Source organism: Pedobacter sp. L105, from assembly GCF_009765875.1.
GTDB lineage: Bacteria > Bacteroidota > Bacteroidia > Sphingobacteriales > Sphingobacteriaceae > Pedobacter.
This window is the reverse complement of sequence record NZ_LMUP01000010.1, coordinates 134,872-149,067: the sequence shown is the minus strand read 5'-3', so window position 1 is coordinate 149,067 and position 14,196 is coordinate 134,872. Positions and strand designations below refer to the sequence as shown.

8 protein-coding genes are annotated in these 14,196 nt (G+C 35.5%); 5 read left to right on the top strand and 3 right to left on the bottom strand.

Going from position 1 to position 14,196, the window contains the following annotated elements:
• Nucleotides 1-1,989, bottom strand: coding sequence for a DEAD/DEAH box helicase (locus GSQ84_RS22005; RefSeq protein ID WP_158799528.1), 1,989 nt, complete (start codon nucleotides 1,987-1,989; stop codon nucleotides 1-3).
• A 327-nt stretch (nucleotides 1,990-2,316) separates the two neighbouring features.
• Here GSQ84_RS22005 and GSQ84_RS22000 point away from each other — a divergent pair, with 327 nt between their 5' ends.
• Together GSQ84_RS22000 and GSQ84_RS21995 are read left to right on the top strand one after the other, a co-directional pair.
• Nucleotides 2,317-3,507 carry an ImmA/IrrE family metallo-endopeptidase gene (locus GSQ84_RS22000; RefSeq protein ID WP_158799527.1) on the top strand — a complete coding sequence of 397 codons (1,191 nt, stop codon included), beginning with the start codon at nucleotides 2,317-2,319 and terminating at the stop codon, nucleotides 3,505-3,507.
• Nucleotides 3,508-3,512: 5 nt separating this feature from the next.
• Nucleotides 3,513-4,055, top strand: a complete 543-nt coding sequence (locus tag GSQ84_RS21995) for a hypothetical protein (RefSeq protein WP_158799526.1) — start codon at nucleotides 3,513-3,515, stop codon at nucleotides 4,053-4,055.
• 918 nt (nucleotides 4,056-4,973) lie between these two features.
• On the opposite strand, the gene GSQ84_RS21990 is transcribed toward GSQ84_RS21995, so the two are convergent.
• Nucleotides 4,974-5,513 carry a YceI family protein gene (locus GSQ84_RS21990; protein WP_158799525.1) on the bottom strand — a complete coding sequence of 180 codons (540 nt, stop codon included), beginning with the start codon at nucleotides 5,511-5,513 and terminating at the stop codon, nucleotides 4,974-4,976.
• 221 nt (nucleotides 5,514-5,734) lie between these two features.
• Between GSQ84_RS21990 and GSQ84_RS21985 the strand changes: the two genes are divergently transcribed.
• Nucleotides 5,735-6,655, top strand: a complete 921-nt coding sequence (locus GSQ84_RS21985) for an AraC family transcriptional regulator (protein WP_158799524.1) — start codon at nucleotides 5,735-5,737, stop codon at nucleotides 6,653-6,655.
• 190 nt (nucleotides 6,656-6,845) lie between these two features.
• Nucleotides 6,846-7,973, top strand: coding sequence for a TlpA disulfide reductase family protein (locus tag GSQ84_RS21980; protein WP_158799523.1), 1,128 nt, complete (start codon nucleotides 6,846-6,848; stop codon nucleotides 7,971-7,973).
• Nucleotides 7,974-8,116: 143 nt separating this feature from the next.
• Here the strand turns inward: GSQ84_RS21980 and GSQ84_RS21975 are convergent, their stop codons facing one another.
• The gene (locus GSQ84_RS21975) at nucleotides 8,117-9,265 is read right to left on the bottom strand and encodes a glycoside hydrolase family 76 protein (protein ID WP_158799522.1); all 1,149 of its coding nucleotides are present in this window, start codon (nucleotides 9,263-9,265) and stop codon (nucleotides 8,117-8,119) included.
• 683 nt (nucleotides 9,266-9,948) lie between these two features.
• On the opposite strand from GSQ84_RS21975, the gene GSQ84_RS21970 reads away from it, so the two are divergent.
• Nucleotides 9,949-14,148 carry a hybrid sensor histidine kinase/response regulator gene (locus GSQ84_RS21970; protein ID WP_158799521.1) on the top strand — a complete coding sequence of 1,400 codons (4,200 nt, stop codon included), beginning with the start codon at nucleotides 9,949-9,951 and terminating at the stop codon, nucleotides 14,146-14,148.
• The last annotated feature ends 48 nt before the right edge of the window (nucleotides 14,149-14,196 follow it).

Here is a 14,196-nt window from a genome sequence, read left to right as displayed (position 1 = left end):
TTAGTAAAACTCTTTTAAAGAAATTATAAATTCAGTAGTGCGTTTTTCGTCAAATCTTTCAATATTCGCATTCACTAGAACTTCTTCAATCTTTTTACGTTTTGTTTCTTCAATACCCAACTTATCAAATAATTCTGTTAAGAACTCCTTATAAGATTTTTGCGAGCTAGTCAAGAAACCAACTAGGTTATTTTTGATTTCTTTCTGTTCTTCAGCAGTAGGTTCTATTGTCTTAATTGCTTTTGTTTGATTTATTGTTTTTAATCCTTCTTCTAAATGTTTGATGTCGTTTTTTTCGTTTACAAGTAAAAAAGATTTAATAAAAGATCTGGTTAGCATCGTATAAAGTACGTTTCTATATCTATATGTTTGTTTGATTGTTCCGGTAATGCAGATCACGAAAGGAAATTCTAAGCCCTTGACGTTATTTGGATTTGATATACATAAGGCATCGTCAATCAACGCTTTACTTTCGTGCGCTCTGTTTATTTTCCAACCGAATCTTTTGTTTATAACTGATGAAAGGTAATCGATGTATTCATAAATCTGTTTGTCATCGTCCAAAATAATTATTGCAATATCATTAGGGCTCACAGTTTCATCTTCTTGTAAGATATCCTCAATAACTTTAACAACCTGAGAACTTTTAGTAGATTTTATGATTTCAACACTTTCAAATTCGTCAGTGTCAATATCTTCAAATCTTCTTAATGGCTCTCTAAAAAACTGTATTTCCCTATTAGCTAATCTCTTTACTGTATATCCGAAGGCATTCCATTCATCGTCGTCAAACCAATTTAGTTTTTTTTCTTCAAACAAGCCTAGTCCTACTGAGTGAGCAAACATTAATGTCCTAGGATCAGTCCGATAGCACTTATTAAGTACAACGTCTACTTTTAAAACTTTTTTATCAATATTTTCGAAAATATCTTGGAATATGTCTCCAGCTATATATACATTTTCTTTAGTTACTTTTTCACAAACCTTAAAAAAGACATCTGGGAAATCTTGACGCTCATCAATCAATATATAATCAAATGCATATTTGAAATCTATAGGATCAATGTTCTCAATATACTCTAATGCTAAAGTGAATATTTTATTATAATCGTTTGTTACACTAAATCTTAAAAAGGGTATTTCATAAAAGTAGCATAAATAACTATATATGCCGGAATTATAGTCCCCTTTAGATCCCCATGCTCTATTAACCCATAAGCGTTTATTCCATTCTATTTGTTTCTCAACTCTCATAAAGTTGAAAAAAATCGGAACCCTTTCTTGTAATGTGTTAGCTAAAGCTATATTATGACAGGTGAAAAATATTTTTGTTGTACCAGTTTTAACATACAGATCTTTTAGCTTATGTAATAAAAGTTCGGTCTTTCCTGTACCAGATAACCCTTGAATAGTTATTATTTTATTGTTGAAATCTTGATACATAAATCTCGTTTGCTCTCCATCAAACAATACAATATTTTTCTTAACTTTTTCTAGTAGTGTTTCTGGGACTTCAGATCCAATTTTTTCAATATCATTAATGCTACCTATTAATAGTGAGATAAGTAGATCACTTATCCTTTGCAATTTTCTGTCGTCAAGAAAATTTTCACCTACGATGCCTTCTATGTTATTTACATCAAAATCTTCAAGTCTAACTGTATTGTTCTTTTTCCAATCTCTTGGTCTACCAATATGCTCTTTGTAATTATACTTATCTGAAATTGAATTCAAATCTTCAATAAAGTCATCACAATAATTTTGAAAATCTTCTTTATTATCTCCTAGATTCAAAAAAATTATTTTGTGTTTTGGAATTAATATAACCAGACAGCTATCCTCATAATCATAATTGTACTTTTCTCCTAAAGGAGACGTAATTAAATAGATCTGCTGGTTGGGATGGTTTGTTAAATACTCTTCGAACTTATTTGCGATATTTTCACCTAGTTCATTTTCATTGAGATTTTTAAACAATTGAATATTCATCTAAATTATTTATTAATTGATAATACTATCATGGAATAAAGATATATCTAAGATATGAAACAGCCTTGAATATTGTAATAGTAAACAAAAAAATAGATGTTTCTTATAATTAGTCACTAAAATACTTAAGAACAGAAGAGGAGCGATTCGGTCAATATCGATTTCAAAACCAATAAATTTGGATATCATATTGCCGAATCTAATTTGTAAATTTTCATCACTTAGAAGCATAGCTAGTAATAACAATAAATAATGAGGGTAAATACCCTCATTATTTATTGTTAAATAGAATATAATATTTATATTTGAGGGTAATTACCCTATTTTATGAAATATGACGTTGATGAATTATTGAAATCTGTTTTTTCAGAGGAAGATAAACTTGATATTAAAGCAGTTTTTGATTTAAAACTCACCGAATATAATCTCAGCAAATCAAAAGCTTTACGGCTTTTAAATGTTGATAAAGATGTTTTTGAAGAAATAATTTCTGGTACAGCTAAACAGCCAAATCTAATACATGTGGTTAAAATTGCAGAGTTTCTTGATATAGATATTAATAACTTTATCAAAGCAATATTAAAGAATCAGAGCACAGAAAATATTAAAGCAATTAATAATGCTAGGAACACCTCCTTTTTGTTAAAAAACTTTGACATCAAGAATCTAACAAAAATGGGGTTTTTTGATTCAACAGACGAAAGCGAGCTTTTGGTGAATAAAGTATTAGAATTTTTTGGTTATGATTCAATTCAAAAGTTCGAAGAGCTTTTAGAAGAACCACTATATAGTAGATCCAAAAGAAATTTTTCTGATAAGATGAAGGACTTTTGGGTAAAATCAGCATATCAGACCTTTAAGATAATTAATAACCCAAATAACTACGATAGGGAAAGACTAAAAGATTTAATAGTTAAAATCAAACCTTATAGTCAGGATGTAGAAAATGGATTGTTGACAGTATGTAGGGCATTATATAATATAGGGATTACTGTAATTTTTCAGGACTATTTATCCACAACTCATGTTAGGGGAGCGACATTTATTATAAATGATAGGCCTTGTATAGTCATCACCGATTACCTCAAAAAATACCCAACTTTATGGTTTACGCTTCTACATGAACTGCATCATGTACTTTTTGATTTTGAGATCGTAAAGAAAAACAATTTTCACCTCACTGGCGATGATGATCTATTCTTGATTGAAGAAAAAGCGGACTCATTTGCTCGTGATTTTTTCTTTCCGGAGGAGAAATTTCAATTTATAAAAAGACACATCAACAGCCCATTTCTGGTAAATAAACTAGCTAAGGAGAGCGAAATACATCCGTCACAGGTTTATTCTTTTTTTTCTTGGTATCAGGAAAAAATTTACCATAAAAATTATCACGCGGCCTTTAAAGAATATTACCCAGATTTAAGTTTGGCGGTTAAAAAATTAAATCCCTTAAGTTGGGAAGATTCCACTATTAAGGAGGCAAGTGAAAAAATTAAAGAAATATTAGAAATTAATTAAAGATTATGGCAGATAAAAACACAACCAAAAAAGATCAAGATTTATCACCGGCAGACATCGAAAGGATGGAATTGCTTTTTAAGGCAAATGAAAAAGTAGGAAAGCAGCTTACTATTAGTAGCGAAACTGGAAGTCTTGAAGAAATAGATGAACTAAAAGCGATTCTCGCCAAAGATTTTGAAAATCCAGAAGAAAAATACAATATATATTATAATGGTATAAGAAGGCTCTTAATGGACAACCTACCAAAAGGTTCCGAATTTGAAGAAATCAGGAAAATCATCTATGATGAAAAGAATATCTTTTTAAATTTAGGAAAAAGAAAATCAGACAACAATGGTGTTAGAAAGTCGGATGGAAGAATGACCTATCAACCGATAATGAATGATATCCTAGATATTATTATTGGTTGGGTAGCTGATTCAAGAAATCCCTTTGAAATATATAAAAGGTTTTATGAACTTAATGAGAAAAACAGCTATGGTCATGAAGAATATGACGAATCCACCAAAGCCGTGGCGAAAGCAATGTTGAACATTGCGAAATAAAAATAACAAGGAATGTCAAAATTGGCAGCTCTTGTTATTTTATCCTTAGCCTATAAAATAATTGATGGTTCATTATAATTTAAAATTAACACCTTTTATTGATGTAGGTATGAGAATCAAAAAATTAGTTACTACTTTGATATCTTATTAAATTATCCATATATTTAGTACATAGCATTTACAACTAAAGCGTATTAAATAAAAGGTGAGCGATTCGGTTAGTACCGATTTCAAAATCCTCTAAATATTGAATAAAAGGTGATTTTCACACTAGGCTCGAATCCCAGCGGGATCACCTTATGGGACAGACTGTTAACATTACGGTCTGTCCCTATTTTATTTTCAGCCAAAACCGTGTTTAACATACAAATAAAGGCTAAAGCCTCATTTACTTTAGGTGTTCGATAACCCGAATTTTCGATCTCTAATTTCTCAGGAAATAAAGCACAGATAATTTCCCTTTTTCCATCAATATCGGCCTAATCTGATCAATCGTAAGCCATAAGCTTTCATCTTCTAAACGTGTCTCCATTTTTGTAGTACCGTCTTCAGTATAATATATAATTTTATGCAATTACCAGTAATCCCCATTCAATAGCTACATATGGCAGACTGCCATTTTGGTTGTGGGAATACAAGTACCATGCTCAAACCCGAAGACCCGTATCCATCGGCAAAACATCAACGATACCTTGACCAGAGTTTAGCCAAAATAGAGAACCACTTTGCAGCGGGTTTGGAACACCTCCGGAACGCCATTTACCCGTTCCGGAGGCGTTCCAAACCCGTTCCATACCCGTCCCAAACCCGTTGCTCACTCCGGTCAAAGCCTGGCTGAAGTTCGCCTAAAATTCCCTTAACTCATAATGCTTTCCCTCTTTGTTTAGCACCAGAACAGCCCTATATATCTCAGCAGTCTTATGATGACGCCTGTTTTAGAAGCTGTAATTCGCTGAATATTTTCACTTCTTCTCCCAATCCGACGTCACCTGTATCCAGGACACGATTAAAATTGATATGCCATTCACTTCGTTTGATTTTACCAGTTATTGTAAAGCCGGCTTTTTTACCATGTGTTGGATCGCTTACTAAACCTCCGAACTCAACATTTAAGCTTACCGGTTTTGTGGTTCCTTTCATTGTTAAATCGCCATGTAAAATAAAACTGCATTCATCAACTTTTTCAATCTCTTTAGATTCAAACGTCAATTCAGGGTGATTACCCATATCAAAAAAATCTGAATTTTTTAGGTGGGTATCTCTTTGTTCATCATCAGTTGAAAGCGAAGCAATCTTTGCAGTTAATGATATAGATGCCGTACTAAAATCATCTCCATCAGTTTCTGCTTGTACCTGAAAGTCTTTAAAAGATCCAGAAACATTACTAATCATCAGGTGTCTGATTTTAAATCCTAATTCACTATGAACTGGGTCTGATAGCCATTTTGATTTGATCATTATTTTAAAATTTAATTTCATCCGTTATTTTAGAATCACTTAACATCTATTTAAAATTTAAGCATCCACTTTCCGGTCATGGAGGCAAAATTAAAGAAAGTGGTGTGGCCCATCGTATCAAAATCTTGCCTTGTTGTAGCTAAATCTGACCAGATCAGTACTTTTACAGACTTTATAAATTGATGCCAGTCAAAATGTATTATCTTGCAATAAATAACGAGATGACTATTTCAACAAAGAAAATATTCATAGATACAATCACCGAATACCATCAATTGGCTAATTTATCGAAGCCGAAACATCAATTGTTAAGTGTGATTAAGTTTGAGGACTTGAATTGGAAGCCGGAGGAGCAAACCATCAGTATGGTTAGGAATTTTTATATTGTTGCACTTAAAAAAAATATAAATACAAACTTCAAATATGGTCAGCACGGAATGGATTTTGAAAAGGGTATCATGCATTTCATGTCACCCAAACAGGTTTTAACCATCGAATCCCCCGTTGATGAAATTACCAATTACGGATGGCAATTGCTCATCCATCCTGACTTTCTCTTGAACACTACGCTGTCAAAAAAAATCAAGCAATACGAATACTTCAATTATAGATTTAACCAGGCTTTACCACTCTCTATTGAAGAAGAAGAAACCGTTGTCCATATTATCAACAATATTTATCTTGAACAAGATAAAACCGCTGACCATAACAGCCATGAAATCATAATTGCACAGATTGAACTACTTTTGGCTTATACGGAGAGATTTTATAAAGGGCGGGATAGTAAAGAAATAAAAAATGAAAGTGCATTATTGGACCGACTGGAGCTTTTAATTGATGAATGTCTCAGCAATAATAGTTTGTCGATGGCAGGCATTCCCAGTGTTGAGTATATTTCTGATCAGTTACATATTTCTGCGAATTATCTGAGCCGCTTGCTTCAGAAAATTACAGGGCGAAGCACCAAACATTATTTACAGGATAAACTCATTGAGCTGGCGCAGGAAAAGTTGTCTGCTACAGAGTTATCCGTCTCGGAAATAGCGTACGAATTAGGTTTTAATTCGTCTCAATCATTCAGCAGACTATTTAAGATGAAAACCAACCAGACACCTACGGAATTTCGTCAATCTTTTTTATGAATCTTACAACAGAATAATCAATCAATTTAAAAAAGCGATTGGTAGCTCTACGGCGAAGCCACCTGGTAAATGGATGACCAATTCATGAACTCTTTCGTCTTTCTATTTTGTCACGATTCGGTTACATGCCTGTTTAGTTTTGCTTTTCCCTTATAAAATCAGACATTAGGATGTTAATAAATTTAATCAGATGAAAAAAATAGCTCTAATCGTTCTTGCGTTTATACCGGCAATAGTTTTTGCCCAGGATTCTAAGTTTATCATACAGGGCCATGTGGGTACCATTGGCGCACCGGCTAAAATATACTTGCAATACCGTAAAGATAAAAAAACTGTTGTCGACTCTGCTGAGTTGAATGGTGGCAATTTCAAATTCACCGGCGATATAGGTTCGGTACCTGCAAATGGTTACCTGATTCTCAATCCAAAAGGAACGGGTATGAATAACACCCGGGACTACAAGTCTATTTATGTGGAAGCTGGCACGTTAAATATAACCACTGCTGACCTTTTGGCGAATGCTAAAGTTGACGGACCAAAAAGTAATCAGGAAAATGTGCTTTATCAGGCGGCTTTAAAACCCGTAAATGATGGTTACAATGCTTTGGAAGCCAAAGAAAAAGCAGCTGGTGACCAAGCTAAAACACCTGAATTTATAAAACAGGCTAAGCTCGAAGAAAAAGCGATCGATCAAAAAGAAAAAGCCATCAATAAACAATTTATAAAAGATCATCCCGATTCTTATATCAGTTTATCCGCTTTACAATCCTATGCTTATAGTGCCGATTATAAAGATATTGCACCGTTATTTGACGCTTTAAAACCAGCTATAAAAGCATCGCCAAATGGTGTACTATTTGCAGAGACCCTGCCGAAACTAAAAGCGGTGGCCATTGGCGCTACAGCGCCTGAATTTGCTGAGGCAGATACCGCAGGCAAGGTTGTTAATCTGTCGTCGTTCCGTGGCAAATATGTGCTGGTAGATTTTTGGGCGTCATGGTGCGGCCCCTGCCGTGCAGAAAATCCTAATGTTGTAAAAGCGTACAATAACTATAAGAACAAAAACTTTACTATTGTAGGTGTATCGTTAGACCGGCCAAATGCTAAAGAAAATTGGATGAAAGCCATTCACAAAGATGGTTTGTCATGGACACAATTGTCCGACCTTAAGTTCTGGGACAGCAAAACAGCCGGTATGTACGGTGTACGCGCTATACCTCAAAACTTCCTGATTGACCCTAATGGTAAGATCATCGGTAAGAACCTGCGTGGCGATGATCTGAATGATAAACTTGCAGAATTATTTGGAAAGATCTAATTCTTAATTACATCAATAAAAAGGGGGAATTGCGTTGCAATTCCCCCTTTTTATTGATGTACCTCTCGCTTATAAAAGCTATCCTGCCACAAGCTATCACTAACACAGGTTGGTTTTATCTCATTTCTGCACCCATGAAGATCTTATTGCGCAGGTACCAACTGCATAAACGTAACTATACTACTGGCTTCATAAGATTGTATATATCCGGTAGGACAGCTCACGGCATAATTGCGGTAAGTTAAATTTCTTGCCTGATCGCGGTTTGCCCAGCCAGTATTTACATTATTCTGTATCCAGCTCAAGTATTGGGTTTGCCCGCCTTCATTGATCAGCTGCATCATATAATCAGCAAAAATAGCTTTCATTACACCCTGTTCGTTAAAATCGCCCTCAGCAGGCAAAATTCCATTGGTACAGAGGTTATTTTCAACGTAATCGGCATATTTTTTGGCATCGTTAAGATAAGTGATATTATTAGATTGTTTGTAAAGTGCGTATGCCGCGCCAATTGCGGTGCCAGCGTTATAAGTATAAGCCTGGCCGCCCGGAGGATTACTGCCAATTTTATTATCATAAACCTCGCCTGTACTGGTATTCGTCAAATTGGCTTTTGACCAGCTATAAATAGATTGTGCCTTAGTTAAGTAATCGTTATTTCCAGTTATGCTATACAATCTCATCGCCGCGATAACAGTAGGGAAGTTGATACAGGAGTTTTTACCGCTGTGGTTAAAGTCCCAATACATTCCTCCATCGACAGGGTCATAGGAGCCGGCCCATACATGTGCAAAACCATCCTGTGATTTTTGCAGGTAAGTAGCGTTTCCGGTGATCTGATTGGCCCGCGCCAGAGCCATGATCCACCACATCATATCGTCGTATATAAACCAGGTAGTAGTATTGTTCCAGTTATAACCATCATACTGATCATATCCGCCCTGATAAATATCATTTACACGTGTTAGCTGTGCGGTGGTTTTTGTCCGCTTGTAGACATCCATTGCCATATCCCAGAAAATGGCTTGTGTCCAGATGGCAGCGATACCATCTTTAAGTGTGGTGCTGTAATATAATTTATTGTCAGGATTGTAACAGGCAGCATTAAAGGCAGTGTAAGCCAGATCCGCATCGGCTGAAGTAATAGCAGGAGTAGCCAGCTGGTGAGTTGCACTTTTGGCACTGCCCAGTAAACTGCCTGATGAAGGTGTTATATCTTTGACTTTATCGCAGCTTAAAATAGCGGTGTATCCCGCTAAAGCTAAAAAAATAAAGGATTTTTGTACGCTCATAAATTTTAGGGTTAAGGTTTATATTTTGTTATTTAAAAATACAATAACTATTTGTTAAACAACCTATCAAATAAAAATTTATTGGTTTACTGTAACATTAATTCCAGCTTTTATTTGATGTGGATGCAGTAATTCAAATCATCATTAGCATTTGTTTCTATTTTGGTGTACTAAACGCCGATTGTACTTCATCTAAATAAAATGTCACCTCTGGGTGTTTACCACTAAACTCACGGAATTACACCGATATAGTGCTGGACTAAGGACGAAGTTTCTATGAGCAAGCCTACATCCAGAGATTAACAAAGATCTAATCACCTGCACTAAACCATACTTAATTGAAAATCAACCGCGAAATAATCAGAAGAATGCAGCATCCACAAGAAGAATCAGGAGGTGCATCCGCATTTATTTAATTTTACCCTTTCAAAGACTTAAATTTACTTAAACTGAAGTAGTCTAATAAAATCAAAATAATCATTAAAATAATAACTACCTTGAGTATAAATAATTTTCATAAAAACGAACTATTATCTTAATTAAACAATAACCAATTTATCAGAAATTTCGTATATAGTTATAACAATAAAATATTATCTTGTAATTTGATCGTCAGAAAAAGATGAAAGTATACCGATAACCCATTATTAATTGAACCAAATTTGACCTCTAATTTAAAACTTTTGCTAATTCTACTGCTTCAGGCAGTATCGATGGTCGCATTTTCGCAAAAAGAGCAATTGCATTTCTCGCATTTAGGCAACAACAGGGGCCTTTCAGAAAGAAATGTAAATTCTGTTTTTCAGGATAGCAGGGGTTTCATATGGATTGCTACGCGGGATGGGTTAAACAGATATGATGGGTATCAGATGAAGGTTTTTAGGAATAATCCTGATGATCCTTTCACTATTGCTGATAACTATGTCACCCATATGGTGGAAGATAAAAAGGGAAATATATGGATTGCAACCATTGGTGGTGGTGTAAACAGATTTGACCCAAAAACCAATAAGTTTTATCATTATCCTCATCAGGATGGAAATCAAAAAAGCATTGCCAGTAATTTTATCAACAGACTGGTAGTTGATGATTCGGGAAGTATCTGGGTGGCCACTCAAAACGACGGTTTAGATTTATTTGATCCGGTGCTGAATCAGGCTATCCATTACCGTACAAATAAATCAGATCCACAAAGTATCAGCGGAAACAGGATTTTTACCGTATATAAAGATAGTTATAACAATATATGGGCGGGTGATCAGAATAATGGACTGAATTTGTTTAATAGAAAGACCAAAAATTTTAAAAGATTTTCCCATCAGGCTAATGTACCGGGCTCAATTTGCGGTAATAATATCAGCTATCTTTTCGAAGACAGTGGCCATCATCTGTGGGTTGGTACATCAGGTACGGGTTTAGATCTCTATGATTATCATACAAACACTTTTAAGCATTTTGTAAACGATCCTAAAAACAACAATTCACTGATCAATAATAGCATCCAAAGTATTGCTGAAGATAGTCGCCAAAATATCTGGATAGGAACAGAGAATGGAGGGTTAAGTGTATTTAACTATGCTAAAAATATTTTCAGCACTTACTTCCATGATGAAGTAGATCCAAGCAGTTTGAGCACAAACTCCGTTGACGCTATATTTAAAGACAGCTTTGGCAATATGTGGGTAGGTTCTTTTGGCGGAGGGATCAACCTTTACAAACAGTACAGTACAAATTTTGATTATTACAGGCACAGTGATGCTCAAAATAGCCTGTCTAATAATTTTGTACTGAGCATTAGTGAAGATTCAAATCACAATTACTGGCTCGGAACAGATGGCGGCGGCTTGAACATGTTTAACAGTCGCACTGGAAAATTCTCTGTTTTTAAACACCAGGATGGCAGGAATAGTATTTCTGTGAATTATGTTATAGATGCCAAAGAGGGTGCAAACAAACAATTATGGATTGCTACATGGGACGGAGGCCTTAATGTTTTAGACCTAAAGACAAATCAGTTTAAAGTTTTTACACACAATAGCAATAATGACAACAGTTTAAGTTTTAACAATATATATACATTGCTTCCGCTAGCTGATGGAAAGGTGTGGATAGGCACATTTGGCGGAGGACTTGATTTATATGATCCGGATGGCAATACATTCATTCATCATCGTCACAACGTAAATGATCGTAAAAGCATTGGCAGCGACCGTATCAATTCAATATACAAAGATCATAAAGGTAATTTATGGATAGGTACTAATGATAGTGGCCTTGATCTGTTTGACGCTAAAACAAATACTTTTACCCATTTTAAACACAATAACAGCAGAACAAGCATCAGCAACAATACAGTTGTAAACATACTGGAAGATCATGCAGGTAACCTCTGGCTTTGTACTTTTGATGGCCTTAATCTGTTTAATCAATCCACAAAAACCTTTACGCATTTTACCACCAGAGATGGGCTGTCAAATAATTTTACCCATGCTATTTTGGAAGATGACCAGCATAACTTATGGGTGAGTACCAATAATGGTTTGTCCAGGTTTAATCCAAAAACCAGGGTGTTTAAAAACTTCAGTACGGAAGACGGCCTGCAGGGGTATGAGTTTAAACCACATTCTGCGTTGAAAAGCAGTACTGGAGAAATGTTTTTTGGAGGTGTAAGTGGGTTTAATAAATTTTATCCCAAAAAAATTAAAGCGATACAATATAATGCGCCCCTTGTTTTAACTGGTTTTCAGATCTTTAATAAAGAAGTTCCTATTGCAGTGAACAGTAAAGATAAGTCGCCATTGAAGCAGGACATTTCTTTAACGAAGTCAATCACTTTATCCTATAAGCAGTCTACAATATCATTTGATTATGCTTCCATCGACTTTTTATCTTATGATAAAAAATCATATTACTATTTATTGAAAGGCTTTGATAAGGGATGGAACCATATTGCAAATAAAAATTCTGCAGTTTATACAAACTTACCAGCTGGCGATTACACCTTTATGGTAAAATGCAAGAACAATGATGGCCAGTGGTCGTCATCTGTGATTAGCCTTAAACTGAATATTGTTCCTCCTTTCTGGCTAACCTGGTGGTTTGAACTGCTTTCTGCTATTGTTATTTTAGCCCTTGTTTATTATTTATACCGCTTTAGGATCAATAATATTATCAGTCAGAAAGCTACGCTGGAGAAATTAGTTAGTGAACGCACGGCAGAAGTGTCTCTTCAATCTGAAGAACTTCAGGCCATCAATGAAGAACTTCATTCGCAGTCGGAAGAACTGCAGCACCAGAGAGAGCAGGAATCTATAGCACGCAATGAAGCCGACAAGGCCAATCAGGCTAAAAGTATATTTTTGGCTAGCATGAGCCATGAAATAAGAACGCCAATGAATGGGGTAATGGGAATGGCATCCTTGTTAAATGAAACCTCCCTTAGTGAGGAGCAGCAGGAATATACAGATGCGATCATCAAAAGCGGGGAGAACCTGCTTGGAGTAATCAACGATATCCTGGATTTCTCCAAGATCGAATCTGGAAAAATGGATATTGAAGAGGAAGATTTTAATCTGAGGACCTGTATTGAAGAGGTGATGGATATGTTTTCCCAGAAATCTGCTAGACAAAAAATCGACCTTGTCTATGAAATTGACCACAATTTGCCCACTGGTATTGTAAGTGATAGCCTCAGGCTTAAACAGGTGCTCATTAACCTGATTAACAATGCCATTAAATTTACTGAAAAAGGTGAAGTGTTTTTGATGGTCAGCTTAAATAAAAACTTTGAAGATGGCGCTTTACAGATAGAATTCAGCATCAAGGATTCTGGGATAGGCATCCCTGCAAATAAGCTGGCGGACCTATTCAAACCTTTTTCCCAGGTAGACTCCTCTACAACACGTAAATATGGCGGTACAGGTCTTGGATTGGTAATCAGTGAGCGGATTGTAAAGCTAATGGGTGGCGAAATATGGGTGGAGAGCAAGCTCGGTGAAGGATCAAACTTCCATTTTACCATTCAAACGATTAAAAGCAATGTTGTCAATGCTAAAGTATTGCTGATGCCTGCCGATGCTGATTTGAAAGGAAAACATGTGCTGATTGTAGATGATAATGCAACCAACAGGATTATCTTAAATAAGCAGCTTGAATTGTGGGGATTTGTACCCACCGCTGTTTCATCAGCAGCCGAAGGCCTGATTTATTTAAAAACTGATCATCAGACTGAACTGGTGATTACAGATATGGAAATGCCGGAAATGGACGGGGTATCTTTTGCCAGGGAAGTAAAAGCAGCTTATAAGAACCTGCCTGTCATTATGCTGAGTTCAATTGGTGATGAAAGTATGAAAAACTTCTCCAGTCTTTTCTCGGCAATTTTGGTTAAACCCGTGAAGCAAAAACAACTATGGAAAAGTATTGCCACGCAATTTTCTAAGTCTGCCGTGATTGCTGCACCGGAAGAAAAGCCTGCTCATGTCCTTACCGAGGAGTTTGCTCAATTGTATCCAATGAAGATCCTCGTAGCTGAAGACAACCTGATCAACCAGAAATTGATTTCGCATGTATTGAATAAACTGGGTTATAAAATTGATATGGTAGATAACGGCAAGCAGCTGTTGGATAAGATGGTGATCAACCAGTACGATGTAATATTAATGGATATACAGATGCCTGTTATGGATGGCCTGGAAGCTACTAAAGCCATCAGAGACAACTTATCACATCAACCTTATATTATAGCGTTAACTGCTAATGCGATGCCCGAAGAAAAGGAAATCTATCTGAAAAGCGGTATGAATGAATATATCTCTAAACCAATGAATATTGGGAAATTGATGGATATATTCAAATTGGCCTATGAGCACATGATCCACTAGTTAGCTGTCTGTTTTTCGCTTGAACTACTTAAAAGCGATATTTTAAAC

Coding starts and splice junctions, on each gene's coding strand:
- GSQ84_RS21995 (WP_158799526.1), top strand. CDS start 3,513: ATGGCAGATAAAAACACAACCAAAAAAGATCAAGATTTATCACCGGCA.
- GSQ84_RS21990 (WP_158799525.1), bottom strand. CDS start 5,513: ATGATCAAATCAAAATGGCTATCAGACCCAGTTCATAGTGAATTAGGA.
- GSQ84_RS22000 (WP_158799527.1), top strand. CDS start 2,317: ATGAAATATGACGTTGATGAATTATTGAAATCTGTTTTTTCAGAGGAA.
- GSQ84_RS21985 (WP_158799524.1), top strand. CDS start 5,735: ATGACTATTTCAACAAAGAAAATATTCATAGATACAATCACCGAATAC.
- GSQ84_RS21980 (WP_158799523.1), top strand. CDS start 6,846: ATGAAAAAAATAGCTCTAATCGTTCTTGCGTTTATACCGGCAATAGTT.
- GSQ84_RS22005 (WP_158799528.1), bottom strand. CDS start 1,989: ATGAATATTCAATTGTTTAAAAATCTCAATGAAAATGAACTAGGTGAA.
- GSQ84_RS21975 (WP_158799522.1), bottom strand. CDS start 9,265: ATGAGCGTACAAAAATCCTTTATTTTTTTAGCTTTAGCGGGATACACC.